This window comes from Vibrio sp. 779(2023), assembly GCF_033344285.1.
GTDB lineage: Bacteria > Pseudomonadota > Gammaproteobacteria > Enterobacterales > Vibrionaceae > Vibrio > Vibrio alginolyticus.
In genome coordinates this window covers 554,624-580,455 of sequence record NZ_JAWPOM010000001.1, presented here as the reverse complement: position 1 = coordinate 580,455, position 25,832 = coordinate 554,624, and the positions used below count along the sequence as shown (strand labels likewise).

Here is a 25,832-nt window from a genome sequence, read left to right as displayed (position 1 = left end):
TAAGCAACTGATCACACAACCACTTCTAAATTTTGGGTATAAAGTATCAATACTTTCGTTAACTAGGATGTAAATAATGAAAAACTCGTTTGATCTCACTATGCCCAACGAAGAAGGATACTTTGGTGAATACGGTGGTAGCTTTGTTCCACCTGAGCTTGAACAAATCATGCATGACATCAACGCAGCTTATGAGGAATGCAGCAAAGATCCTGAATTTAAAGCGGAACTCGCTCGCCTGTATAAGCACTTTGTTGGACGACCTAGCCCAATCTTCCATGCGGAAAACTTGTCTAAAAAATACGGAGCAGACATCTACCTAAAGCGCGAAGACTTAAACCATACAGGCGCACATAAAATTAACCACTGCTTAGGAGAAGCCATTCTCGCTAAAAAGATGGGTAAGAAGAAACTAATTGCAGAAACTGGCGCAGGGCAACACGGTGTTGCGCTTGCTACAGCCGCGGCATTGGTTGGTTTGAAATGCGATATTTACATGGGTGAAGTTGATATCGCCAAAGAACATCCGAATGTCGTCCGCATGAGAATCCTTGGTGCTAATGTCATTCCTGCCACTCATGGGCGCAAAACCCTCAAAGAAGCGGTAGATTCTGCATTCGAAGCTTATCTGAAAGATCCTGATACACAGCTTTATGCGATAGGCTCTGTCGTTGGCCCTCACCCATTCCCTAAAATGGTACGAGATTTCCAATCAATTATCGGTAACGAAGCACGAGTTCAATTCAAAGAAATGACCGGCAAGTTACCCAATAATCTCGTCGCATGCGTTGGAGGTGGTTCTAACGCGATGGGGCTATTTACTGCTTTCTTAGAGGATGAACAAGTCGCCATTCACGGCGTTGAACCTGCGGGCCGCTCTTTGCAAAAGGTTGGCGAGCATGCTGCAACACTCACACTCGGTGAGCCAGGTATCATGCACGGATTTAAGTCTTACATGCTTAAAGATGCGCAAGGCGAACCTCAGGAAGTGTACTCTGTAGCAAGTGGCTTGGATTACCCATCGGTTGGGCCTCAGCATAGTTACTTAAAAGACATTGGCCGTGTCAATTACGGCTCAATCAGTGATGACGAAGCGATTGATGCCTTCTTTGAGCTGTCTCGTGAAGAGGGAATAATTCCTGCTATTGAATCCTCACACGCTGTCGCTTACGCAATTAAACTCGCGCAGCAAGGAGAAACCGGCTCGATTTTGATCAACTTATCAGGCCGTGGTGACAAAGACATTGATTTTGTCGTTGAACACTACGGCGCAAAATACGGCATTGAATCACTCATATAGCCTAACTCCGTAGCCTAACCCTACATGCAAAAAGCTACCTGGTACTAGGTAGCTTTTTGTTTTTGTCTACTATTTTAAGAAGCAAGTCCCTTTACTCACTGTTCTCACTATACCTTTAGAGCATAATTCGATTAACCGATAAGAGCTGGAATGCCTGGAAGCTGACCAACAATAGCAAGGGAGCCTGCACAAACGATAAACGCAGTGCCAGGAATCAGATATTTATCTTTGCGCGATAGTTCGTTAGCACGCTCATGGTCGCCGATAAGCCCGAGGTTATCCAACAGCATCGTGATTGCCCAACCGAAGACTGGATTAACGAATGCACAGGCAAAAATACAGATACCTGCACTGAGTGAATCTTTATGCTTATGGATCATCTGCATACCCGCTTCAAGAAGTGGTAAGAATACACCGACAATCAAAGCAACGCGCAGAACAGGTTCCCACATTGCTAGATCCATTGGGTAGCCAATTACCGCCGCCGCAATACACATGAAACCCGTCAACAGAGCGCCACCTGGAATAGGACGCTTGGCAATTGCGGCAGGAATCATGTACGTTCCCCAAGAAGAAGCTAGGTTTCCGCCCCCTAAGAGTGAACCAACCCCCTGACGAACAGATGCTCCGACCATCGTGTCATCGACATCCATGAGTACACCTTTCGCTTCTTTTGGGTAGTTAAGTTCTTGAAACACACGATGGCCGAGATAATCAGGGGACCACATAGCGACTGCCAGTAGAGCAAATGGAGTCACGGCAATAAAGTGCTCTAGGGTTGGCCAGCCTAGCTGCCAGCCTGTATCTTCCCCCCACCAGTAGAATGGACTGAAATTAGGCAGGCCCGGCTCTGTGGTAAAAGCAAACTCAGCGCCCATCAAATAAGCAACAATACCCGCGAGTGCAGAGCACAATGGGATAGCGAGCCAACGTTTATTGATCTTGGCTAAGTAAGCGTAAACCATAACGGTTAGGCCTATGACCACAAACGAAATGTAACCTTGGTCCGTACTTGCAGCCCACGCTTCCGTCTTATTAATTTGCCCGAGCAACCCAACAGCACCAAGGTAGATCAACAACCCTCCTCGAACCCCGATACCAGTCAGAGTCATGAGTTTAGAGCCACCTTTGGTTAAGGCGAGAATTAACCCAAAAACACATACCATCAAACCTAGCGCGAGAGGGTGCCCTCCTGCAGCTGCAATCATAGGAATCAGCGGTATCATTGGGCCATGGGTTCCCGCTAAGTTTGCATTCGGGTTTAGGATGGCAGAAAACAGGATGACGAACAGGGCTCCAGCGATAAGTAATTCGTAACGCACGTTTTCTGCAATGAATTCCGGAGATAAACCAAACTGAGCAGAAAAAGCGGAAACCATGGCAGTGACCATAACCACTTTACCAATGGTTGCTGCTAATGCCGGTACCCAGTCTTCGATTTCAATACTGTAATCACGTGAGGGCAAATGAATTCCCCAGCGACGGAAGCTCATGACAGTTAAATCATGATTTAGAAAGTCTTCTCGGTTTTCAAATTCATGCGGTTTTTTGCGCACATCCCTGTAAAAAGTCTTACTTTTGTCAGACATTGAGTCATCCTTTTATGTTTCAACGTTGAACTACGTCAACTAGAGTTTCGCTTGGTAGACAGGCCTTCGACCAATACGAGACAACACCCACATCAAACTTCTAGGCCATACTAAGAAAGCGGCATGAACCAATTTTGATTTTGAGCTTATTAAGCATGTGTTGCTATGGGTAGGAATATTAGACATTAGTAAAAGAACAACAAAAATCTCACTTATTACACAATAATTTAACATCGAGCTGGGACGCTTGAACTTTTAAGAGTCATTTTTGAGCAGAGATCCAAGTAGAACGGCTAATTCCTATTTATACTTTCAAGGTAGAGAGCACTGTGCTCGCATCCATCGCAAAGTAACTATCGATATCTCTGCATTGTATACTTTGTTAAACTCCGCCCTTTAATGAGTAAGGCCCTTAAAAATGATGACTGACGAAGAGAGAATCGAGCTGCAACAGAACAATCCACTGCACGGGTTGAAGCTAGAGACTATGTTGCAAGAGTTAGTGGATTTTTACGGCTGGGACATTCTAGATACAGCAATGCGCTTTAATTGCTTTAACACTAAGCCTTCGATTGCAAGTAGCGTGAAGTATTTAAAGAAAACCGAATGGGCGAGAGAAAAATTAGAAAACTTTTACCTTTATCGCTTTAAGCGTATGCCACGCGCGAGCGAAGAAGAATACAACTTACCACCAAGAGCTCGTACCTTCCCTCATGGCCTTGAACCTAAAGAGCCAATGCCGCTAACCGTTGACTCTATTCTTAAGTCACAAGCTAAAGCAGCGTCTGCATTTAAAAAGCGTTCACCTCGCGGACGCCCTGCTCGTCGCCAATAACACTATCTTGAAAAGCAATAGAGCCCTACTGGTAGCTCCAGCAGGGCTCTATTGTTCTTTAAAGGAATGGCTAGAAGCGAAGACTCAAGCTAGTGAGCATTCCCTTTCTCCAGCAACTCCCGTAAGTAAACTCACATGTAGTTTACGTTTTCTATTGATTACGCTTTTTCTTCTTTTTACCCGTACCTGCTGGCTTCGCTCGCGGCTTCATTGGTAAAAAGTAGGCTTCACTCTGATCGTCTTCCACTTCAAAACCGACTACGTGCTCGCGTTCAAGTTGGAACTTATTTTTCTTTTCTATCACTTTGAAATGGTGGTAGTCGTCGTAATCGATAAGAGATAATCCTAAACCTACTTCACCAGCACGACCACTACGACCGATTCGATGCATATAATCAGCAGGGCTACGCGGAAGATCGAAGTTAATCACCACTGGAAGTTTTTCAATATCAAGGCCGCGTGCTGCGATATCGGTGGCAATAAGAACTTGAATCTCGCCAGACTTAAAACCGTCAAGGACACGAGTACGAGCGCCCTGCCCTTTATCACCATGGAAAACTTCAGCGGTAATACCGCGTTTTGACAGCTTTTGAGCTAAATGGTTACAGGCATTCTTAGCATTCACAAAAATCAAAGTCTGTCGCCACTGATGCTGTTTGATTAAATGCGCGAGTACCGCCGTCTTCTCACCTTTATTTACAATAAACACGCGCTGCACCAAAGTGCTGGCTTCTGCGCTCTGCAACTGAACTTCAACAGGGTCGCGGAGCAACTGCTGGGCCAGCGTCGTGACTTTATCAGGGAAAGTAGCAGAAAATAACAGCGTCTGTTTCTTCTCTGGTAGTAACGCAAGAATCTTATTCAGTTCTTCGGTAAATCCGAGGCTCAACATTCGGTCGGCTTCGTCAAGAACAAGCGTTTTTACTTGGTCCAACTTAATCGCGTTACTGGATACCAGATCAAGTAATCGACCCGGCGTTGCAACAATGATGTCACAGCCACCACGAAGCGCCAGCATTTGTGGGTTCACCGATACACCACCAAATACGGCAACCGTTTTGATCTTATCTCTGAGATGGTATGAGTAAGATTTGACGTTATATGCCACCTGTGATGCCAACTCACGAGTTGGTACTAAAATCAGGTGGGAAACGAAGTTGCCACGGCGATTGTTTGATTCGTCTTGCTGAACAATTTTTTGCAAGATTGGCAGCGAAAAAGCAGCGGTTTTACCAGACCCCGTATTGGCACCACCAATAATATCTTTCCCTTCAAGGATATCAGGAATAGAACGGGATTGAATGGGCGTCGGTTGGCTGTATTCCAACGCTTCTAGTCGCTCGACTAATGTTGGAATCAGGCCAAGATCGGCAAATGTCGCTTGCTGTGTTTTATCTGTCATTACGATGAGTGGCTCAGTGCTAGTAAAGGCCGTGTATCTTATGCTATTTCACGTCTGGATGTTAGAAATAATGGCCCAAACAGAGGATTGGTGAAAGAAGCACTATAGGGTTCAGGAATTTCCTTTCACTAACATGAGTTAATGGTTTCGGTAACCAATACTCTACGACCAAGATGGTAAAGCTCACGACAAGCAAAGTGAAAAGGAGTCAGGCATTCTGACTCCTGTAAAGCAAAATACAGCTTGAGAAAACCCTATAGCTTATAATTGGACAAAAATGCGTTACGACAAATAGAATATTAGCAACTAATGGATAACTTCAAGTATTGAGAGCTAGCGCATGACATGTACATACGCTAGCAGGGTGCTTGTGCCAAGAGCTTGAAAGGTGATTTAATCGCACGAACTAGGGTCTAAAACATACGTCCGACTTGAGGATTTTAATGTAAGTTCTTGTTCAGAAGTACATTCAATATAGTCATATTGCTTTATTTTTTCTCTCGTGTTGTTATCTAACCATATGGCAGAGGCAATAGAACTTAATACTATTATCGCTATAGAATATAGCCCTGTTTTTGTCGAAAATGGTACTTTTAGTAATAGTTCTGTTGACCTGTGTAGCATAGCTATGGGAATGATCGCTATAAAACCAAATATTAGAAGGCCTACAAAAGAAGCAACATTGTTCACTAAACCTGCTAGTTTTACTTTAGGAATGATACCGATTGAGTTGTTAATGCTAATTAACTCATTAATTGAGCTGTAGCTCAACCACACCATAAAAACCATAAGAGGCCAACTAGCCATCACTTTAAGCCAACGCTTTATCTTTAGTCTTCGGTTAAATTTTTCATTAGAAATCATTAATAGTTTTCTCTACTTGATTCTTCATCGGTTCCGTGAATTTAAATTGGTCATCTAGTTTAGATATTTCCTTTCCTACAATAAACGCAGTAACAGCGAAAATACCAAGTGTTAGAGCGGTTGGCACAACAAGTACCGTACTTAATGTTGCGACTCCCAGAATAGTTATTCCTTGAGCGATAACTCCTGCGGCAATGCCCTTAGATATATCCGCTGTAAATTGGCCGACCACTTCACCTAGCGTTTTTTCATCATGTAGAATGTAGTCAACCGCATTAACCGCACCACTAAACACAAGTTCAACATAGATGTTGCCTTTCAAGAAACTGACATTGCCTTGAACAGTATTTAGAGCATGACCAATTTTAAGCATTTGTGGTGTTGCTTCTTGCCAACGGATACCTAGGTCTAAATATTTAGGCTTGTAGTTCTCAACCACAATATTCATTACACCATTGATATTGACAGCTTTAGCGGTTGGCCCCCAAGCGCCAAGCTCTTTAGCGACCTCATAAGCGCCTTTAAGCCCCATGCCTACGCCAGTGTAGTCCTTGCCGTTCGAAAGTTGTCCATGCGAGTCTTTGATGAGCAAGTCTAAATACTCGTTACCTTCTTCAACAGTCAGTACCGCAATACTCACGTTCTCTTGTTGAGAGGTGTCCCACTGATATTCTTTAGCTTGCTTTTGTAAATCATCGTTCCATTCTTTTTCTGTTAGGTCGTAAGCTTGTTGGTCCGCTTTGCGTTCAGCAAGAACGCGCTCTCTATTTTCAGTCCATCGTTTCTCATCGCTCGCGGTAGATCTCAGCTCTTCCTGACGTTCTCGGCGTTGACGTGCTGCTCGTTCTCTAGTGGTTTCTTGTCTTTCTTCTGGGGCTACAGGAGAGGATTCATATCTCATGGGAGTCGGTTTTACTGATAAATAAAAAGGATAATAACAATATTTTCAGTGATTTATCATCCCCAACAAGATTGCATGATGATTTAACCAATCAAATAGGCAGTTTGACTAATCAAACAAGCACAATGAAGGCTCAATAGTGTTGAGTTACATTCAATCGGATAACTTTTCGTAGGGTAAAACGTACGAACCAAATTTTGTAGAGTATTTATTCCAGTTTGTTTTGGGGCAAAAAAGAGTCAGCCTAACGGTCTGGCTCTTTTGAATGAAAAAATAGTCTGGTGGGAGAACTTGTAAGGCTGTGGCAGGTTACACTCACTTACTCCTTAGGCAGGTGACCAGTTTCCTTCGCAAGCTTTTGCATCGCCTCGGCAAACGTTGTTGTCCCGCCTTTAGCTTTAACCTGTATTACCTTATATCCCAGCTTTTCCAATGCTTGGCGCTCTGCCAAAACAGCTTTGTCATTGTGTTGGCTAACTTGAGCTGGCTGATGAATGTAACATCCCTCTAATTTACCATCTTCGACCAATTGGTGGTGTTTCAGTGCATCGATATCAAAATTCATAATAAGTCTTTTCATCAAGAGTGGGCGTTTCTGTAGCTAATTACATGCGCTTCAAAGGCTTCACGACACTATCTAAGCCTTCAATTTTGAGCGCTAAACATAGCTTGAGCAAATCCCCTAGCTCGCCGCTTGGCCAGCCCTTTTTATCAAACCACAGTAAGTATTCTTCAGGCAGGTCGATTAACACTCGCCCTGCATATTTCCCAAATGGCATTTGCATTCTAGCGAGTTTAATGAGGTTTTCTTTTTCTAACATAAGTGACAGAGAGTTAAGGTAACTCGTCCAAGGGTAACACTGGTTCTCCCTCCTCACCAGCAAATCGCAGTCACGTTTATTTTTGGCGGCCTTGACTCGCTTTATGCTAGAGTACGCGGCATAAAAAATGAGAACGAGAAAGCAATGAAGTCACCTTGTCGAGCTGCATGTAAAAATAACGCCGGAATATGCTCTGGTTGTCACCGAACGATGGATGAAATCATCCAATGGAAAGACAAAACCGATCTCCAACGAGATGCGATTATCGAACAAATCGCAGGAGAAGATTCAACGCACAGTTGTCCTGAGTGCGGGACTCAAGCCCATTGTGATATCGCCGCAGGCAAAGAGACATGCTGGTGCTTTACTATTGAAACCCGTGATTTACCCAAGCCAAGCGCCAACCAGCTGTGTTTGTGCCGAAAATGTCTAGAAAAAAAGCCAGTCGCGTAATACGACTGGCTTACTGATCATCGTTTTCTGACTGGTGTTTATTTAGCGGTTAAAGCGGACGCTTCAAACTTAATGCCTTCCCACCCTGTCACCATAAAATTACGAATATTCTGGTGATCGCTGTTCTCTGGATGCTGCAATACATCTTCACGATAAAAACGGCCAAAGCAGGCTAGCGTCGCTTCTTTGTCTAGGTTGTTTAGCAAACCGAAAGCGAAGATCTTACACGAACCGTTGTTCTCGCCTGCATTGTTTTGTGTCTCACCATTTACAAAAGCGGTTGGCTCAAACGTATAGTTATCTTCGATCACCGCCATCGTTGCTTCAAATTCGACCTGCTCTGGTGACGCTGCCAATAAATCTAAAAACGATTTTAATTCCATTATTCCTCTATCCCTACTTCATCATTTTGATGACACATTAGTTTCATAAAAAGCCAATATAAGAGTCATCAATCATACATATATTCAGAGCCTTACCAAATCACACGTCATTCAGCGTTCCATCATTCCAGTGCGGAAATGGACAGCAGCATAAAACCCATGCTGATTGACAACCTATCGGATTGATAAGGAGATATCATGATCACCCCTTTAAAGGCAATCGGTGTACTCGCATTGTCATCACTTGCCATCGCGTGTTCATCACAACCCGAAGATACCGTGGCTTCATTCGCTACACAATGCAAACCTACCACTGCACCCGTTACTGGGGAAACGTCAATTCAAGGGTTAACGTTTATCGGAACATCCGTTGCTGATGCTCCATTCGATACATCGGCAGCTGAAATCGTGAGTTATGACGCCTGTACAGATAAGCTCTATGTGGTGAATGCTCAAGCAAAACGTATCGATGTACTTTCTATGGATGACAACGGCGTACCAACGCAAAGCGCATTCATTGATCTCAACAGCGCTGGCGAAGCAGCGGGCATTGAAATTGGCGCAGCAAACAGTGTCGCTGTATTCAATGGTTTGGTAGCTGTTGCGATTGAAAACAGTAATAAACAAGCGAATGGTATTGTTGGCTTGTACCGCTCCGACGATTTGTCATTAGTCATGACGTTTCCAACAGGCGCATTGCCTGACATGGTTGGCTTCTCGAAAGATGGCCGATACATCGCAACCGCTAATGAAGGAGAACCAAACAGCGATTACAGCATTGACCCTGAAGGTAGTATCACTTTGATCGATCTGAGCCTTGGTGTTACTCAAGCAGAAGTGTCACAAATTGGCTTTAACGAATTTGATGATTCACGAAAAGCAGAGCTTCCAAAGAATGTGCGTATTTCGGGGGCAAACGCCACCATCGCACAAGATCTAGAGCCGGAATACCTCACTTTTGCAGATAACGGCAAAATCTATGTCGCGCTACAAGAAAATAACGCCATGGCAATCGTCAATCCAGAGAGCAAATCAGTAGAGCGAATTGTTGGCTTGGGTGAGAAGTCTTGGTCGGGCGCTAAACTCGATGCATCCAACAAAGACAAAATCATTGGGAACTTGAAAAGCTACCCACAACTGGTTGGCTTATTTATGCCTGACACTATCGACAGCTACTCAGTGAATGGGAGTACTTACATCGTATCGGCAAATGAAGGCGACGGGCGTGAGTACGGATTCAAAACCACTCAAGAACTGTGCGACAAAGCTGGCTTTATGTGGGATGAAGACGATTACCTCGGTACAGATGAATATACATCTGAGCAAGGAACCTGTTTAAGCCATATTGATGAAGTGCGCGGTAAGAAGCTGAAAGTGGCAGCAGAACACCCATTGGCAGAGGCACTAAAAGACAACAAACAACTCGCGCGTTTAAAAGTGATTAAGCCGGAACAAACGCTTTCTGCACAAGAGAATGTTCAATCATTTGGCGCGCGTTCATTTTCGATTTGGGATGAAAACGGCAAGTTGGTCTTCGATAGTGGTGACGATTTCGCGACTATCGCGCTGCTGAATGAAGGCAAGAACTTCAACAGCACCAACGATAACAATAATAGTGGCGATGACCGAAGTGATGATAAAGGTATTGAGCCAGAGGCGATTGAAGTAGCACAAATTAACGGTCGTCATTACGCGTTTATCGGCTTGGAGCGTCAAGGCGGTACCATGATTTATGACATCACAGACCCGAAACAAGCGCAGTTTATGCATTACGTAAGCCGCCGTGATTACAATCAGCCAGTATGTACAGAAGTCGAAGATGGCGAATGCATGAATGACACATACAATCCAAAAGCAGGCGATTTAGGTCCAGAGTCCATTAATTACTTTACCCGTAACGGTGGTCATTTTATCGTCGTTGGCAATGAGGTATCGGGCACGACATCCGTCTTCCGAATCAATCTATAAAGTAATGTAAAAGTCATTTAGAACCAAAACGCCCGACATAAGCCGGGCGTTTTTTGTATGAGGTAATGTCCTACTCTGCCGATGCTAGCGAGTCACACTTTGATGCGCAGATAAAATCGTTTTTATGCAGACCTTTGATAGAGTGACTCCACCACGTTACGGTAACCTTACCCCATTCCAACAAAATAGAGGGATGGTGGAACTCATCTTCTGCCAGTTCCGCGATTTTGTTACTGAAAGCCCATGCTTGTTTGAAGTTCTTAAATTTATACACCTTTTCTAGTTGAGGTATGTCTTCTCTTTCAATGATCTGCCAATCAGACAATTGCAGCAGCAGAGATTGTTGTTCTTCTTTGCTTAGTGCAATGGCATCGATACTACAAGCTTCGCATTTTTGTTCATTCAACATGAGCAGGTTCCTTTGGTTCAAAAAGTGGAGGAAGCAGTCCAGCTTCAATCGCTAGATCGGCTTGTTTCAATAAATTTAACTGACTGATTTTAAAAAGCTGAGAAAAGTCATCAATCACGTAGTACTTCGGTTGCATGATGTCGATACGATAAGGCGTTCTCAGCACTGTTTGTAATTCAAATGGGTCGCGAATTGCTACATCACTCTCTAATGCGTAGAGGGTTTCGCCAGGAGATGAAAGAATACCACCACCGTAAATTTTGGTTTTGTCCCCTTCTTTCACCAAGCCAAACTCTACGGTAAACCAGTAGAGGCGAGCGAGATAGGCTCTTTGTTTTGGGGTAGCGGCTTGCCCTAGTTGACCATAATGCTCGGTAAATGCAGCAAAGTCTGGGTTGGTTAACATCGCGCAATGACCAAATATTTCGTGGAAGAAATCTGGCTCCTGTAAGTAATCGAACTCATCTCTTGTACGCAAGAATGTGGCGACTGGAAAGCGCTTATTACCGAGTAGATTAAAAAATCGGTCGAAATCAATAAGCGCGGGAACGGGCTCCACTTGCCAACCTGTTGTCTCCATCAAGACACGATTAATTTCTGGTAACTGAGGAACGCGGTCTTGAGGTAAATCAAGCAGCGTCAAACCGTGTAAATAAGCCTCACAAGCTCTGTTTTGGATCACACCCATTTGTCGTGTTACCAAATCTCGCCAAATGGCGTCTTCTTCACGGCTCCATTCAACCCTGCCTTCCTGGTTTACGGGTTTAGAACGATACTGGGTCATGGCTCATCTCCATTAACAAATCCTTTACATTAAGCCTATCTGTAGTCTTAAGAGCTTCCAATCCCTGCGCGATTTTCTCAGCATCATCCCGATGTAACATATTGTTTACAACTCATCGTAACTGCATGATTTTTATGACACGATATAATATCTGGCTTGTTTGACTTTATCGTGTATTCCTCTCAAACTAAAACCTGTTATCACTTTGTTATAGAGGGACCTATGCGCGAGAGCAGCAAAGTATGGCAACCGAGCGAAAGTCGTATCGAAGAAGCCAACATTACACAGTTTATTGAACACATTAATCGACAAGGAAATACCCTTGAAAGCTTCGCTGATCTGCATCAATGGTCACTCGATCATGTAGAAAAATTTTGGCAGGAAGTTTGGCTATTCTGCGACGTCATTGGCACTCAGGGAGAGACCATAAAAGAGCGAGCAGAAAGTCGCTGGCAGCAACCTGTTGAAAATAGGGATATAAAATGGTTCCCAAACGCGCAAATTAACTACGCCGAAAATTTGCTAACCTACGCGTGTCACCAACCCGATGATCTCGCGATTTGGTTTGAAAATGAACGTGAAGAAAAACAGACCTACACCTGGAAACAATTGTGCGAAGAAGTTTCGAGTGTGCAGCAATGGTTGAAAGAATGTGGAATTAAGCAAGGTGATGTCGTCGCTGGTTATTTACCTCACCTACCTCAAACGGTAATAGCTATGCTAGCAACCACCAGTTTAGGGGCGACCTGGACTTCCACCTCACCTGATTTTGGCGTCGAAAGCGTTTTGGAGCGCTTTGGTCAAGTGAAACCCAAAATCCTGTTTACTTGTGATGGCTATACATTCAATGGCAAAACTTTCGATATGTCTAAGAAAAACCAGCATATTGCGGATCATCTTGATGGTCTTAAACAAGTTTGCCAAATTAGCTACCTTAAACCACACATTTTTGAATGCGATGTCTGCACCCAAGATTGGCAAAATGTCCTGAATCAATACACCCCCGAAGCGCTGACTTTTACTCGTGTGAATTTTAACGATCCGCTATTTGTGCTCTATTCTTCAGGCACAACAGGCAAACCGAAATGCATCGTTCATTCCGTCGGCGGAACGGTGCTTAATCACTTGAAAGAGCATCAACTGCATTGCGATATCCAACCGAACGACCGAGTGTTTTATTACACGACCTGCGGTTGGATGATGTGGAACTGGCACGTTTCTTCACTCGCGAGCGGTGCATGTTTGGTGATTTTTGATGGTAGCCCTGTTTACCCCACTCATAATGTGCTCTGGGACCTCGCAGAACGAGCCGAAGTGACGCTGTTTGGAACCTCAGCAAAATACCTAGAGGCGCTGGAAAAAGCACCTTTTTCTCCGCAGAAAAGTGATGCATTTCCAAGTCTGAAAACCATTTGCTCAACGGGCTCTGTTCTGTATCCAGAACAGTTTGATTATGTCTATCAGCGCATTAAAGAAGATGTACACCTCGCCTCGATTTCTGGCGGAACAGACATTTGTGGCTGCTTTGTATTGGGCAACCCTATTTCTCCCGTTTATCGGGGAGAGTGCCAATCAGCAGGGTTAGGGGTCGATGTCCGAGTCTTTAACCCACAAGGTAATAGCGTAATGGGAGCGCGCGGTGAGTTGGTTTGCGCCAATTCATTACCCAACTTCCCTGCTGGCTTTTGGAACGACACCGGTGAGAGATATCATCGTGCTTATTGGGATAAATTCGACAATATTTGGCACCACGGCGATGATGTTGAACAGACCCGCGTTGGGGGATACGTATTTTATGGTCGAAGTGATACCACGTTGAATCCTGGTGGCGTAAGAATCGGCACGGCCGAAATCTATCAGCAAGTGAACTGTATAGACGGTATTCTAGATTCGATCGCAGTAGGAAAAGAAGTCGATCGCAACGAACAAATATGGCTGTTTGTCCAATTAGTCAAAGGGGAAGAGCTCAATGACGAGATGATCGCTTCCATCAAAGCACAGCTAAAGTCTGCATGTTCTCCAAGGCATGTACCTAGTGCAATTTACGCAATAAGCGATATACCTAAGACACGCTCAGGAAAGCTGGTCGAGTTAGCCGTTAAGCAAATCGTTAACAACCGAAGCGTCGAAAATTTAGGCGCAATAGCCAACCCTGAAGTGCTGGAGGAGATACGCAGGATAGTCGTCTCAAAATAACCTCCGAAGACTTAGTTGTTCGAGCATGTCCTTGCCTGCACCACGACGACTTGTTTAGAGCAAGTGAAGTTACATGTACCCTCAGCAGATAAGAAAAAAGCGAGCTTGTTAGCTCGCTTTTGTCATTTTTTGTTCTTTATTCAGCGGTATTAGCGACGACCAAGCCCCATTAATACCGACATTGTTTTACCATCAGATGTAATGTCAAAAACGTGTTGCGATTCAACTTCAGTAAAACCCGCTTCTTTCAGTGCACGCTCAGACTTCGCAAGGGTAAAACCGTCTTGTTCACATTCTGCAATCCAATCAAAATGAACAAAATAGCCGCCGTGGTTAAGTAGAGAATGCGAGATCGTTAATGACGCGTCTAAGTCTTCCACGAACGCTAAAACTGATGATGCAACCACCAAGTCGAACTGTCCACGAAACGCAGGGTGCTGAGCAACCAAGCCGCGAGATAGTGCATCTACCACAGGTTCTACGTTGACGAGCTCTTTTTTATCGAGTTCCTCAATCATGGCTTCCGATGCGTCTAATGCTACGATGTCTTTAACCATCGGTGACAATCGTTGACTTAACTGCCCTGTTCCGCATCCAAAATCTAGTACTTTAATGCCATCAAGCTGAGTTAGCTGTTGTAACTGCTCAAACACCGACTGCGCAAATTGCTCTGTTGCTGGATTTGATTCCCAGTTTTTTGCTAAGCCGTCCCAATCTTGTGCCATCGTGGCCTCCATGTTCACTTTTTGTAACCCACATAGATTACCGCAAAACCGTTAAAAGACCATAGACTTATCTGGCGGATTCGCGTTTTTTTCGATAATCTTTCATGGCTTTGGGAGCGCATCTGCATAATACCCAAATTATTTGAATTCATTTATTGGTTGTGTCAAATCATGAACTTAACTCAAGTAGAAGCCTTCTGCACCATCGCTGAGTGTGGTTCTGTTTCTGAAGCGGCAAGGCAACTCGACTGCAATCGCACCAAACTCAGTATGTCGATTAAGGCATTAGAGAAAGATCTCGACGTTGAATTGTTTAACCGAACTGGCAACCAGCTCACCCTCTCTGAAGCTGGGAAAGCCATTTACAAAGATTGCGAACACCTACTTATCATCGCACAACGGGTCAGAAAGACCTGCGCTCAAATCTCGGAAGGGTTTAACGCGGAAGTTTGGGTAGCACGTGACGACTCCTTACCTGATGATCTCTGGCAAGAATTATCTCATACATTGAATAACCGCTTTCCTTCAACAACCTTCAACTTAATCTTGGCATCCAGTGGCGACTTAGCCAACTTGGTCAGTACCCACCAAGTAGATTTTGCTTTCGGCGTTGATTATGAGCGAGTAGACGATCCTCGTATCGTATATAACCCATTAGGCAAGATACGTATGATGTCAGTATGCAGTGTAGAACACCGCCTAAGTAAGATGCGCCGTGTCTCAGACGAAGATCTACGTAGTCAGATGCAAGCACTAATGGTGTACCTAAATGAGAAAGACAACCCTGAACTGCAACCTTTCTCGACTCGATATATTGGTTTTTCGAGTTTTGACTACATGCTGAACACCATCTTAGAAGAAGACGCTTGGGGCGTGCTTCCAGAACCATTAATCCGCCATTACCTTCGTCAGCAGAAGCTCGCCGTTATCAAACACACATACGGATTGACGCAAGAAGACTACTGTATGTTTTCACCTAACGGCCATACTGAGCATCCAGCAATGACGTGGTTAGCAGATAAATTGAGCGAGTATTTATTTGACTTCTAAACATTTTATCAGTGAGCGTCAATTTTACTGACACCAAAAAATCACAGTAAGCCATTGTTTTATAGGAATATAAATAAAAACGCAATTTTTTAGATTAGTTACTGGTCACTTTGTGGTTGCCTAAATTACCTTATGAGCGAAGAATAGTAAGGTATTAAAATTCAAAGGCATCTTTTATGTGTGACAGGACAAGCAAAAACGAAAACCGTATTCTAACCATTTCAGCCCTTTTGGCATCTGGGTTCGCTGCTGGTGGTATGGTACTTGGCTTGCTTGTAGGATCAATTGTCATCGTGTTTGACGGTGTTTACTCTTTGGTCAGCTTACTGTTAACTTTATTGTCACTGGCCGCTTCTTACTATATTAACAAGCCTTCAAAATCTGTATTCCCATTTGGAAAAGCGGTCTTAGAACCAATCGTTATTGCGATAAAAGCAGCCGTCATTTTAGTGGTTGTAAGCTTCTCTCTCTACTCTGCGATATCAGCATTGATGTCTGGAGGTCGCGAGGTCGATGCTTCTATTGCGACCTTATTCGGCATCGTGAATGTTATCGGTTGTGGTTACGCTTGGTGGTTTATGGCGAAACGCAGCCGCCGCTTCTCATCAGGCTTGATTGAAGCGGAGAAAAAACAGTGGCAAATGGATACTTTGTTGAGTGTGGCGGTGACCGTAGGATTTATCTCGGCTTCGGCTGTTTCACTAACGCCATTCTCTGAGTATGCGGTATATGCCGACCCCATGATGATGGTTTTAATGGGCTTTTACTTCCTCAAAGTACCGTTCGATATGCTAGTAGGTGCCTTACGTGAACTACTAATGATGGCACCAAGCAAAGAGCTGTGTCAGAGCGTTGGCAAAGATGTTCTTGAGATTGAAAAAGTAACTGAGCATCAATTGAAACTGGCTGGCGTAACGAAGGTGGGCCAAGAGCTACGAGTAAATGTGGACGTACATATTGATGACGACACATTGGAGCTTGATACACTAGAGCACACTCGTAAGCAGCTTATCAAGCGACTGTCGAAGCACAGATTCAAGCTTCAACTACACTTGAACGTCGCTTATTAGAGTGCCACCAAAGAGCCGTTAAAACTCAATAAAAAGCTCCCAATCTCGGGAGCTTTTTTAATTTTTTCGATTTAGTTTCTTCGTATTCGAATACAGCTCGCAAGGGAGATCTGTTCGTTGCTCACTTAAATTCTCTGATCTCGTTGGTAACTTACCCAGCCGCTTCGCGCTTCTCTTTGGTGACTAACCAACACATCAGCGAGCCCACCGTTACCATCACAACGCCCTGCCAAAAGCTATGGCTCAGAGTTACGCCAAGAATAATGGAAGAAAATAAAGCGGAAAAAATGGGTGTGAAGTAAGACAAGGTGGCGAGAAAAACCATATTGCCGCCAACGATCGCGATATTCCATAAACCATAACCACCAGCCATTAAAGCCGCAGAGGCCACTAAGTACCCCATCGCTTCCCAACTGAATGTCATTGGTGGCTCATCCGTAAACGCGTATTTGACCCAAAGCGAAACAGCTGTTGCAATAAAAAACAGGGTAATCGCATTATGTTTAGATTGCTGCCTTTGGGTTAAGTTGCAATAAAAAGCCCATATAACCGCGCCAGCGAAAGCCATAAAATACACCAGAGGGTTACTACTAACATTGGACATGATCTGAGTTATGGATAAGCCATTCTCACCGCTCACAGTCCAAGCAACCCCAACAAACGCCAGCGTAACTGCGGGATAAAGCAACCAGTTTGTTTTTTTATTGCTGCCAAGGACCGCAAATAAAACCGTCAGTGCGGGCCAAAGGTAATTGACAATCGACACCTCAATTGCCTGCGCGCGCGAGTTGGAATATCCCAAAGATAGAGCGAGAAATATTTCATAACAGACGAACATCGCACCACCAAGCGCAAGATACTTGGGAGAAAAGTAAGACAACTTTGGAATACCGACCACGATAAGAAGGAAAACAGAGCTAAGAGAGTACAACATGGCTGCCCCGCCTACAGGACCTAAACTCTCCGTAACCAACCTCGCGATGCCAAGCAGACAACTCCAAGAGAGAATCGCGATACAACCATAAAGTGTGAAACGAAATTGCACTGATTTCATGTGACCTACCACTCACGAATGCCAAAGGAAACGTCAGCTTAACTCAAAAATGATCAGGTTCAACGTACTGTTTTATAAAAATCAGTATAAAAATCATTCTATTAAGCCGTTGGAGTCGATATGAAACATTTTCTGCCCTCTAGTGTTATGCTTACACCCTTTGTTGTGCGCTACTATGATGAAGATGACAACGAGAGTGAAAACGTTAAAACACATTCGGAAACGCATGGTCTAGATAGCGAAGAGCAATCTAAGGAACGTTCAGAGTAAAGGAATCCAAACATGAAAAAAGTCGCAGTCATTTTAAGTGGTTCAGGCGTTTACGACGGTTCTGAGATCCACGAAGCAGTGTTGGCGCTCTACGCCATCGAGAAGGCAGGTGCAACTTGGCACTGCTTTGCACCTAACATTGACCAACTCCACGTCATCAATCACCTAACTGGTGACGAAATGGATGAAACACGTAACGTATTGATCGAATCAGCTCGTATTGCACGCGGAAATATTGACGATGTCGCCAAACTTAACGTCGATGAATACGATGCCCTACTGCTTCCAGGTGGGTTTGGTGCCGCGAAAAACTTAACCGACTTCGCTGTTTCGGGTGCGGAGTGCTCCATTAACACACACGTAGCTCAAGCTTGTCGCGCGTTTGCTAATGCGAAAAAACCAGCTGGCTATCTGTGTATTTCTCCTGTCATTATTCCGATGATTTATGAGCAAGGCGTGAAAGGAACGGTAGGCAACGATGAGGCAGTCTCAATAGCATTTAATCAAATGGGCGGTGAACACACCACGTGCCCTGTCGAAGACATCGTTTTTGATGAAAAACACCTCGTACTTTCAACCCCTGCTTACATGTTGGCAGAGAATATCTCTCAAGCGGCTTCAGGTATCGAAAAGTTAGCATCAAAACTGATTAAAATAGCTTAATTATTAGTAGTTAGCTTATAAAACACTTCCCTATCCCCATTGATAATTAAGTTATTAATGGGGATTTTTTATACTTTAGTCGAATTTAGAGATATATCCGCGTCAGAAGTCAATTTCTGCCAATCGTTTGCGTCCATAGTTTTATATTTGTTCTACTTTATATCAGTGTTGCACTTATACGCAGTGCAACAAGATCACTGTCACAGTTTTTCTCTTGCAAGTACCTCTAAGTGGGTAAACTTGCTTTAGATCAACTTCAATCTGGAAACGAATGTGCGACAGTAAATGGCAAATTAAGAAAGATTATTAAAAATAACGACGGAGCTATCCAATATGACAAGTGCATTTTTTATCCCTACGGTAAACCTAATGGGCGCTGGTTGTTTGAAAGACGCAGCAGACAACATCCAATCTCAAGGCTTTAAAAAAGGTTTGATCGTTACGGATAAGATCCTTAACCAAATCGGTGTAGTCAAACAAGTTCAAGACCTTCTCACTGAGCGCGATGTAGCAACCGTTGTGTTTGATGGCACTCAACCAAATCCAACTATCAGCAACGTTAACGACGGCTTAGCACTTCTTACTGATAACGAATGTGACTTCGTTATCTCTCTAGGCGGCGGTTCACCACACGACTGTGCGAAAGGTATCGCGCTTGTTGCTTCTAACGGCGGCAAAATCGCAGATTACGAAGGCGTAGACCAATCTGCAAAACCAATGATGCCACTTATCGCGATCAACACGACGGCGGGTACTGCATCTGAAATGACGCGTTTCTGCATCATCACTGACGAAGAGCGTCACATTAAGATGGCTATCGTTGATAAGCACACAACACCGCTTATCTCGGTAAACGATCCAGAGCTAATGCTCGCTAAACCTGCTTCGCTAACTGCGGCAACAGGTATGGATGCCCTAACTCACGCGATTGAAGCTTACGTATCTATCGCGGCAACACCAATCACTGATGCAGTAGCAATCAAAGCGATTGAGCTTATCCAAGCTTACCTACGCACAGCAGTGAAAAACGGTGAAGATCTAGAAGCTCGTGAACAAATGGCATACGCACAGTTCATGGCGGGTATGGCGTTCAACAACGCTTCTCTAGGTTACGTACACGCAATGGCACACCAGCTAGGTGGTTTCTACGACCTTCCACACGGTGTTTGTAACGCGATTCTTCTACCTCACGTACAGCGTTACAACGCGCAAGTATGTCCTGAGCGTCTACGTGACGTAGCAAAAGCAATGGGCGTAAACGTAGAAGGCATGTCTGCTGAAGAAGGTGCAGCGGCAGCAATCGACGCTATCGTTACTCTAGCGAAAGATGTGGGTATCCCAGCAGGTATTAAAGAGCTTGGTGCGAAACTAGAAGACATCCCAACACTAGCAGACAACGCACTGAAAGACGCTTGTGGTTTCACTAACCCTAAACAAGCAACTCACGAAGAAATTTCTAAGATCTTCGAAGAAGCGATGTAATCTCGCTAACTAAACAATTCTCTAGCCTTAATTCAATCCCCGATCTCGTATCGGGGATTTTTTACATTCATATACAAGTGAATCTCTGCCAAACATAGTCTTTTAGTGTTAGCTTTTAAGTATTAACACGATTCATATTGGAAGGAACCATGAGAACGATTGCTGCTACCCTACTCGCTTGTTTATCCTGTTCTGCCAACACTGCCGAATACCGCGCCAACGAAGTGGCGAGTGGATTTCAGATCCCTTGGGGGATCGAGTTCTTAGATAATCAACGCGTTATCGTCAATCAAAAGAACGGTACGGTTTCGTTGCTGGATATCACCACAGGCAAACCTCAAAAGCTGTTTAACGTCCCCAATGTGAACACCAGTGGACAAGCTGGTTTATTGGATGTTGCACTCGCACCGAATGCCGATAAGCAAAACCCGCAACTCTTCTTTACCTACAGCAAGCGCACGAGTAAAGGCAATACGGTGGCGTTAGCGACGGCGCAATTGCAAAACAATCAACTTGTGGGTTGGAACGATCTCTTTGTTGCTGATGCCATCACCGACACGGGTCGCCACTACGGCAGTCGAATTTCATTTGTAGACGATAAAGTTTACTTCTCAATCGGTGACCGTGGCGAACGCGATAATGGCCAAGACACTCAAACCCATGCTGGCAGTATTGTGCGCCTTAACCTTGATGGTTCGGTTCCGCAAGACAACCCATTCAAACCTTCCCAAGCTCGTCCTGAGATATGGAGTTACGGGCACCGCAACCCACAAGGTATGTTTTACGACGAAGCAACAAAACAGCTGTGGTCGATTGAACATGGACCACGCGGTGGCGATGAAATTAATCTAATCAAGAAAGGCGCGAACTACGGCTGGGCAAAAGTCTCTCATGGTAAAGAATATTGGGGACCGTTGGACGTTGGGGAAGCTAAGTCGTTACCGGGAATGGAAGATCCCAAGCTGGTATACGTCCCTTCTATCGCGCCCAGTAATATGATTTTGTACCGTGGTGATAAATACCCAGAATTGGACGGGAAAATCCTCGCAGGCGCATTGAAACTGGCGCACATCAACGTGGTTTCTATTGATAATGGCAAGCTCACCGAATCAAAAAGATTGATGGAGAGTCTTGGAGAGCGAGTAAGAGATATAACCATCAGCCCCGATGGCTATATCTACTTTTCTACCGACAGCGGCAAAATCTTTCGTCTTGAGGAAAGGTAATCAAACACTAAAATCGTTAAGACTATTTAATTTGTGACGTACTAGTGATTTATTTTCGTACAATCTAAGCAGAAGAATCTAAACTTAACAATAACCTTTTGTTTTTTAAAACGATAGTTCGGTTAAGTTGTACGAGGTCATTATGATTCCATTCCCTTTACAGCTCGATAAAATTAAAGCCGTGGTGTTTGATTTAGACAACACCTTGGTGAGTTCTGATATGAACTTCGGCGAATTGCGACAACAGCTAGGTTGTCCGCAGAGTGAAGATCTATTGGATTTTGTCGACGCACTTGAGCATCCTCACCATAGAGAGCACGCTCATAACGTGATATTTGATTACGAGATTTCTGATGCTGAGCAGTCTGCTCCAATGATTGGCTGCCATGAATTACTCGCCCACTTGCATCAAAATGAAATCAAAACCGCTATCGTGACGCGCAACTGTCAAATCGCCACGCAGCGCAAACTAGAACACAACCAAATCTCAGTGGAACGAGTCATCACTCGTGAATGCTTCCCGCCCAAGCCAGACCCTTTGTCTCTTCAGGTATTGGCGAAAGAGTGGCGTTTGATGCCTGATGAAGTGCTTTATGTCGGCGATTACCTTTACGACTTACAGGCAGCGTATAACGCACAGATGCCCTCTTGCCTTGTTCATCACGGTAATCAAGAAACTTTCAATGATTCAGCCTCGTTGGCGCTTAATGAACTCAGCGATTTATTGAGCCATTTCCAATCCTTACCACGCAAATAAAGCACACATATAAAATACGCAAACAAAAAAAGGGGCACCAACGTGCCCCTTATGACTTATTCCCGATTGTTTCATGCGTTCCCAAGGATTGCTTGGGTGATGCGCTGCTTAACCTTGTAGGTAAGCGTTAAGCATCCACATTAATTTTTCTTGCTCACGGATGTAGTCACCCATCAATGCCGCTGTACCTTCGTCATCTGCTTCACCCGCGTTTTGTAGAATCTCACGCTGTTTTAGAAGTAGAACGCTAAAGCCTTGAACCAGACCTTGTACACACTCCTCACCAGAAGTCGCGTTTTGATGTTCTTTAATTTCACTTGCTTCCAAGTAGTTGCTGAATGCGTGCGCTGGCGTATGACCCAAAGTTAGAATACGCTCTGCAAGCTCATCGATTTTTGTTTGTAGATCAGTGTAAATCTCTTCAAATTTTACGTGCAGTTCGAAGAATTGCGCACCTTTAATATTCCAGTGGTAACCGCGAGAGTTCATGTACAACACTTGGTAATGCGCTAGCAGTTGATTTAGTTGTTGAGCTAGTTGTGCTGATTGTTCGCTGTCTAGACCAATTAGGCTTACTTGTTTGTTCATAATCTTGCTCCTAGAAGGATGATACCAATCGTAGTAACGAACGATTCTCTTACTGGGATTGGTATAAAGTTTAAAAATTCTTTTGCAGTATTTGCTGCCGATGGAGTCATATTACGACTCCGGCTCGGTGAAGAGAATTTGGTTTTAACTATGATTTAAATAGCCAAATCCAATGAGCAAGTAGACGAATATCGGCGTATCATCCAACAAAAAGCCCCAATCCTTTTTGTGTAAAAAGAATTGGGGCTTTTTTACTATTTGGTTAACGTTCAAAAGTAGATGAACAGACGTAAACCTTATCTATGCCGTTTTGAAAGTTGCCATCTGTTGATTCAGCTCAGTAACTTGCTCTTTTACTTGCAATGATGTTTCTGATGCACGTTGGCTGTTATTCGAAACCTCATCCACTGATTGAGTAATGCCGGACATCAATCCAGTGATCGAATTGGTCGCATGAGATTGCTGCTCTGCCGCTGCCGCAAGCTCTGCCATTTGTTCATTCAAGGAACCTATTTGCTCCGTAGTAACAAGCAAACGAGTTACCGCTTTTTCAATGTGCTCAGCGCCCTGCTCCGCAAGTGATTGACTGTGTTCAATCTCCTCAACCACCGAATTGGTCGAGCGTTGAATCGCATTGATGATACCGTTGATTTCTGTCGTCGATTGAGTAGTGCGAGTCGCTAACATACGTACTTCATCCGCCACAACCGCAAAGCCTCGTCCTTGGTCACCCGCACGCGCTGCTTCTATCGCGGCATTCAATGCCAGTAAGTTAGTTTGTTCTGCTAAGCCTTCAATCACCTCTGTAACTCGGCCAATGGCTTCGCTCTCTTTGCTTAACTGCGTCACCTGCGTACTCGCGGTTTCAATGCTGCCGTGCAAACTTTCCATAGTGACTTTGTTTTGCTCTAAAGCATCACGACCTTGTTCAATCTCGCCTTTTGAATCAGAAAGCTTCTGCACTGATTGGTTGGCTTGATCTAGGGTGTTACGCGCGGCTAAAGCGATTTCATCCAATTGGCTTCCCATTTCAACAATGCTGGTCTGTTGCTGTTCTACATTCGATGAAGTGACTTGCGCCGATTCCAACAAAGCCCCCATACTGGTATCCACTTGGTGCGCTTTCTCACTCACCCCTGCCACGATGCTCGCTAACGATTGGTTCATGCGGTTAATCGAATCGGTAAGGTCTGCCAATTCATCTTTCCCAACAACAGTTAACGGAGGCTGAGAAACGTCCCCTGAAGCGATCGTCTTTGCACGCTCCGATAAGTTTTTCACTCGGCGACCAATGGTGTTGCCCATGTATTTTGAAATCGCTACTGCGGCAAACAAAACCAATGCCGCGGCAATCAGCATGGTGGTGAGTACGTTTTTGATCGACTGATTAATGCCCTGTCCACTTTGATCTGCACGACTTTGCTGAGCCAATACGATCGTTTCTAAGCTTTGGTCTAGTGCATCCGCTGCTGGCAACAGTTCATTCGCCATTAACAAGTTTGATTCGTTCCACTCTGGCGATTGACGCAATGCAATTACCTGCTCTGCTAAAGGAAAGTACAGTTGCTGCATTTCTTTAAACAGTGACCACAAAGATTGGTCGTTATCAGTAAGTCTGTCGAGTTTGCTATCGATTTCCGCCACAGATTGATTGTGGTATTTAATCAAGTCGTGGTATTTGTCTAGGTGATCTTGCTGCCCGTATAACAGGAAATCTCGCAGTGCAGACAGTGCATTGGCGAGCGAGGTATAGCTGTCGGCATAAACTTTGAACAGACGTTTTCTGTCTCCACCGAATGGGTTTCCTGACTCTTCGTTGATTAAGCTTTGAAGCTGGTCAAGTGCCACTTCTGCAATGGGTGCCGCTTCGTTAATAAAGAGGTTGTGTGCGGGTAAGTTCTCATCACTGTGGCTAAGTTCAATCAGCTTGTTTAGAGAAACTTTTACCGCGTCCCACTGGCTTTGGATCGCTTGAAAATCCTGTTCAGAGATCAACGCCTGCAACGTTGGAAGCGACTCGTCTGTAGATGCCATGATATTACGCACGTCCTCACTCAGACGTGCGCTCGCCTCTTCATCGCCACCTAGCAACATGTAGGCTCGAATCGAGGACAGCGACGCTTGAACGGACTGTTGGATACCGCGACTGGTGTCGACGGTCGGTAAATCGGATTTAAGTAACGAAGAGGCGTATTGCTCTACGGTAGTGACGTTGCGATACGTGAATACCGCTGATGCCATAAAAAGTACGGCTAGCAGCACAAAACTGAGCTGCAACTTCCCTGATATCGTAAGGTTCATCCATAAACTCCTGACAACGATGAGCCTTAAATATAACGATGTTTACAAAAATGTTAAATACAGGTGTCAAAAGTTACTAAGAAAACCATGTAAACCACTATTTTAAGCCTATAAATAGGGCTTATTCGAAGTATGGTATGCGCTCACTACGTAAAATCAGATAATTAACGTAAGTCGTTTCTAAGCAGTCTTGCTCCCACAACGAAAGAATCCGCTTAGTGGCGAAGTAGTAATCTTTATTACGCAGTAACACGCCCACCGTGCGACTGAGCTGCTCAAAGCGCTGTTGCTCATTAGCAGAGATGTCATTGTCCTCATTTTCAATGATGGGCGCCAATCCATCGGCAAACCAATTGTTCAGAATTTCACGCATCTCAAGTTCTGACTCCGGTACATCGATACTCGACAACTCGCGATGCTGTGGTGGCGGTACTATGTACTTTGACGCTTTTGGTGAACTGACATAACGGTACATGTCGCTCCTCCTTGTAAATGACTCTTATACCCAAGTGACTTCAAGATGCAGGATTCAGAGCGTTGTCATTGATTCGGGGTCAAGGAAAACAACGCAGCGTAATAGTCAGCTCTTTCCAAGTTGTTTGACACAGAAACCGAGTCAATGACACGCTCCCGAAGGGCGAGCTGTCTTGGTTTGTATACTTTGTTGTCGATTCTTGATTTAGACCCACTAGACCTTTAAATCGCCGCCGCGTCTACAAACCAAGCCATTCTCGCTGAACC

At 44.4% G+C, this 25,832-nt stretch carries 26 protein-coding genes; 12 read left to right on the top strand and 14 right to left on the bottom strand.

Translation table 11 applies throughout. From position 1 onward, the window contains the following. The first annotated feature begins 76 nt into the window (after positions 1-76). Entirely contained in the window at positions 77-1,300 is a 1,224-nt protein-coding gene (trpB, locus tag R8O70_RS02525) for a tryptophan synthase subunit beta (protein ID WP_005375643.1), read from the top strand. Positions 1,301-1,431: 131 nt separating this feature from the next. Here the strand turns inward: trpB and R8O70_RS02520 are convergent, their stop codons facing one another. Further along, positions 1,432-2,889 carry a DUF3360 domain-containing protein gene (locus tag R8O70_RS02520; RefSeq protein ID WP_025768982.1) on the bottom strand — a complete coding sequence of 486 codons (1,458 nt, stop codon included), beginning with the start codon at positions 2,887-2,889 and terminating at the stop codon, positions 1,432-1,434. A 418-nt stretch (positions 2,890-3,307) separates the two neighbouring features. Between R8O70_RS02520 and R8O70_RS02515 the strand changes: the two genes are divergently transcribed. Further along, on the top strand, positions 3,308-3,724 hold the full coding sequence (locus R8O70_RS02515) for a VF530 family DNA-binding protein (protein WP_005375544.1): 417 nt from the start codon (positions 3,308-3,310) through the stop codon (positions 3,722-3,724). Positions 3,725-3,875: 151 nt separating this feature from the next. Here the strand turns inward: R8O70_RS02515 and R8O70_RS02510 are convergent, their stop codons facing one another. The 5 genes from R8O70_RS02510 to R8O70_RS02490 all read right to left on the bottom strand — a co-directional run bounded on the left by R8O70_RS02510 (position 3,876) and on the right by R8O70_RS02490 (position 7,712). Next, positions 3,876-5,126: a DEAD/DEAH box helicase gene (locus R8O70_RS02510; protein WP_017635763.1), complete on the bottom strand. Its 1,251-nt coding sequence runs from the start codon at positions 5,124-5,126 to the stop codon at positions 3,876-3,878. Positions 5,127-5,519: 393 nt separating this feature from the next. Then, positions 5,520-5,990: a hypothetical protein gene (locus R8O70_RS02505; protein ID WP_017821094.1), complete on the bottom strand. Its 471-nt coding sequence runs from the start codon at positions 5,988-5,990 to the stop codon at positions 5,520-5,522. Further along, positions 5,980-6,891: a hypothetical protein gene (locus R8O70_RS02500; protein ID WP_318184040.1), complete on the bottom strand. Its 912-nt coding sequence runs from the start codon at positions 6,889-6,891 to the stop codon at positions 5,980-5,982. The genes R8O70_RS02505 and R8O70_RS02500 overlap by 11 nt, the downstream gene beginning before the upstream one ends. Positions 6,892-7,210: 319 nt before the next feature. Then, a complete protein-coding gene (locus R8O70_RS02495) occupies positions 7,211-7,456 on the bottom strand; it encodes a hypothetical protein (protein ID WP_136976461.1) in 246 nt (81 codons plus the stop codon). A gap of 40 nt (positions 7,457-7,496) precedes the next feature. Next, positions 7,497-7,712: a DUF3820 family protein gene (locus R8O70_RS02490; RefSeq protein ID WP_005375557.1), complete on the bottom strand. Its 216-nt coding sequence runs from the start codon at positions 7,710-7,712 to the stop codon at positions 7,497-7,499. Positions 7,713-7,856: 144 nt separating this feature from the next. On the opposite strand from R8O70_RS02490, the gene R8O70_RS02485 reads away from it, so the two are divergent. Then, positions 7,857-8,165 (top strand): cysteine-rich CWC family protein, encoded by a 309-nt coding sequence (locus tag R8O70_RS02485; protein ID WP_080276966.1) that lies wholly within the window; start codon positions 7,857-7,859, stop codon positions 8,163-8,165. Positions 8,166-8,203: 38 nt separating this feature from the next. On the opposite strand, the gene R8O70_RS02480 is transcribed toward R8O70_RS02485, so the two are convergent. After that, positions 8,204-8,548, bottom strand: a complete 345-nt coding sequence (locus R8O70_RS02480) for a HopJ type III effector protein (protein WP_005375560.1) — start codon at positions 8,546-8,548, stop codon at positions 8,204-8,206. 198 nt (positions 8,549-8,746) lie between these two features. Between R8O70_RS02480 and R8O70_RS02475 the strand changes: the two genes are divergently transcribed. Continuing rightward, complete coding sequence (locus tag R8O70_RS02475) at positions 8,747-10,516, top strand: choice-of-anchor I family protein (protein ID WP_258624858.1); 1,770 nt, start codon at positions 8,747-8,749, stop codon at positions 10,514-10,516. Positions 10,517-10,586: 70 nt separating this feature from the next. On the opposite strand, the gene R8O70_RS02470 is transcribed toward R8O70_RS02475, so the two are convergent. Both R8O70_RS02470 and phhA read right to left on the bottom strand, forming a co-directional pair. After that, positions 10,587-10,925, bottom strand: coding sequence for a 4a-hydroxytetrahydrobiopterin dehydratase (locus R8O70_RS02470; protein WP_053303750.1), 339 nt, complete (start codon positions 10,923-10,925; stop codon positions 10,587-10,589). Further along, complete coding sequence (gene phhA, locus R8O70_RS02465; protein WP_053350625.1) at positions 10,915-11,709, bottom strand: phenylalanine 4-monooxygenase; 795 nt, start codon at positions 11,707-11,709, stop codon at positions 10,915-10,917. The genes R8O70_RS02470 and phhA overlap by 11 nt, the downstream gene beginning before the upstream one ends. Positions 11,710-11,931: 222 nt before the next feature. Here phhA and R8O70_RS02460 point away from each other — a divergent pair, with 222 nt between their 5' ends. Further along, complete coding sequence (locus R8O70_RS02460; RefSeq protein ID WP_258624857.1) at positions 11,932-13,905, top strand: acetoacetate--CoA ligase; 1,974 nt, start codon at positions 11,932-11,934, stop codon at positions 13,903-13,905. A 149-nt stretch (positions 13,906-14,054) separates the two neighbouring features. Here the strand turns inward: R8O70_RS02460 and R8O70_RS02455 are convergent, their stop codons facing one another. Further along, the gene (locus R8O70_RS02455; RefSeq protein ID WP_017821100.1) at positions 14,055-14,630 is read right to left on the bottom strand and encodes a class I SAM-dependent DNA methyltransferase; all 576 of its coding nucleotides are present in this window, start codon (positions 14,628-14,630) and stop codon (positions 14,055-14,057) included. 171 nt (positions 14,631-14,801) lie between these two features. Between R8O70_RS02455 and R8O70_RS02450 the strand changes: the two genes are divergently transcribed. Beyond that, positions 14,802-15,680 carry a LysR family transcriptional regulator gene (locus R8O70_RS02450; RefSeq protein WP_005375568.1) on the top strand — a complete coding sequence of 293 codons (879 nt, stop codon included), beginning with the start codon at positions 14,802-14,804 and terminating at the stop codon, positions 15,678-15,680. 176 nt (positions 15,681-15,856) lie between these two features. Further along, complete coding sequence (locus R8O70_RS02445) at positions 15,857-16,750, top strand: cation diffusion facilitator family transporter (RefSeq protein WP_318184039.1); 894 nt, start codon at positions 15,857-15,859, stop codon at positions 16,748-16,750. Positions 16,751-16,901: 151 nt separating this feature from the next. Here R8O70_RS02445 and yddG read toward each other — a convergent pair whose 3' ends face one another. After that, complete coding sequence (gene yddG / locus R8O70_RS02440) at positions 16,902-17,804, bottom strand: aromatic amino acid DMT transporter YddG (RefSeq protein WP_005389394.1); 903 nt, start codon at positions 17,802-17,804, stop codon at positions 16,902-16,904. Positions 17,805-17,924: 120 nt separating this feature from the next. On the opposite strand from yddG, the gene R8O70_RS02435 reads away from it, so the two are divergent. The 5 genes from R8O70_RS02435 to R8O70_RS02415 all read left to right on the top strand — a co-directional run bounded on the left by R8O70_RS02435 (position 17,925) and on the right by R8O70_RS02415 (position 22,202). Continuing rightward, a complete protein-coding gene (locus R8O70_RS02435) occupies positions 17,925-18,074 on the top strand; it encodes a hypothetical protein (protein WP_017634379.1) in 150 nt (49 codons plus the stop codon). Positions 18,075-18,086: 12 nt separating this feature from the next. Continuing rightward, positions 18,087-18,737, top strand: a complete 651-nt coding sequence (gene elbB / locus R8O70_RS02430) for an isoprenoid biosynthesis glyoxalase ElbB (protein WP_258624856.1) — start codon at positions 18,087-18,089, stop codon at positions 18,735-18,737. Between the two features lie 333 nt (positions 18,738-19,070). Beyond that, complete coding sequence (gene yiaY, locus R8O70_RS02425) at positions 19,071-20,219, top strand: L-threonine dehydrogenase (protein WP_033906837.1); 1,149 nt, start codon at positions 19,071-19,073, stop codon at positions 20,217-20,219. 149 nt (positions 20,220-20,368) lie between these two features. Beyond that, on the top strand, positions 20,369-21,445 hold the full coding sequence (locus R8O70_RS02420) for a PQQ-dependent sugar dehydrogenase (RefSeq protein WP_258624854.1): 1,077 nt from the start codon (positions 20,369-20,371) through the stop codon (positions 21,443-21,445). A 142-nt stretch (positions 21,446-21,587) separates the two neighbouring features. Beyond that, positions 21,588-22,202, top strand: a complete 615-nt coding sequence (locus R8O70_RS02415) for an HAD family hydrolase (RefSeq protein ID WP_005375585.1) — start codon at positions 21,588-21,590, stop codon at positions 22,200-22,202. A 108-nt stretch (positions 22,203-22,310) separates the two neighbouring features. On the opposite strand, the gene R8O70_RS02410 is transcribed toward R8O70_RS02415, so the two are convergent. The 3 genes from R8O70_RS02410 to R8O70_RS02400 all read right to left on the bottom strand — a co-directional run bounded on the left by R8O70_RS02410 (position 22,311) and on the right by R8O70_RS02400 (position 25,566). Continuing rightward, positions 22,311-22,790 carry a Dps family protein gene (locus R8O70_RS02410; RefSeq protein WP_005388254.1) on the bottom strand — a complete coding sequence of 160 codons (480 nt, stop codon included), beginning with the start codon at positions 22,788-22,790 and terminating at the stop codon, positions 22,311-22,313. Between the two features lie 300 nt (positions 22,791-23,090). Beyond that, a complete protein-coding gene (locus R8O70_RS02405) occupies positions 23,091-25,091 on the bottom strand; it encodes a methyl-accepting chemotaxis protein (protein ID WP_053303759.1) in 2,001 nt (666 codons plus the stop codon). A 121-nt stretch (positions 25,092-25,212) separates the two neighbouring features. Continuing rightward, positions 25,213-25,566 (bottom strand): hypothetical protein, encoded by a 354-nt coding sequence (locus R8O70_RS02400; protein ID WP_033906832.1) that lies wholly within the window; start codon positions 25,564-25,566, stop codon positions 25,213-25,215. Positions 25,567-25,832: the final 266 nt, after the last annotated feature.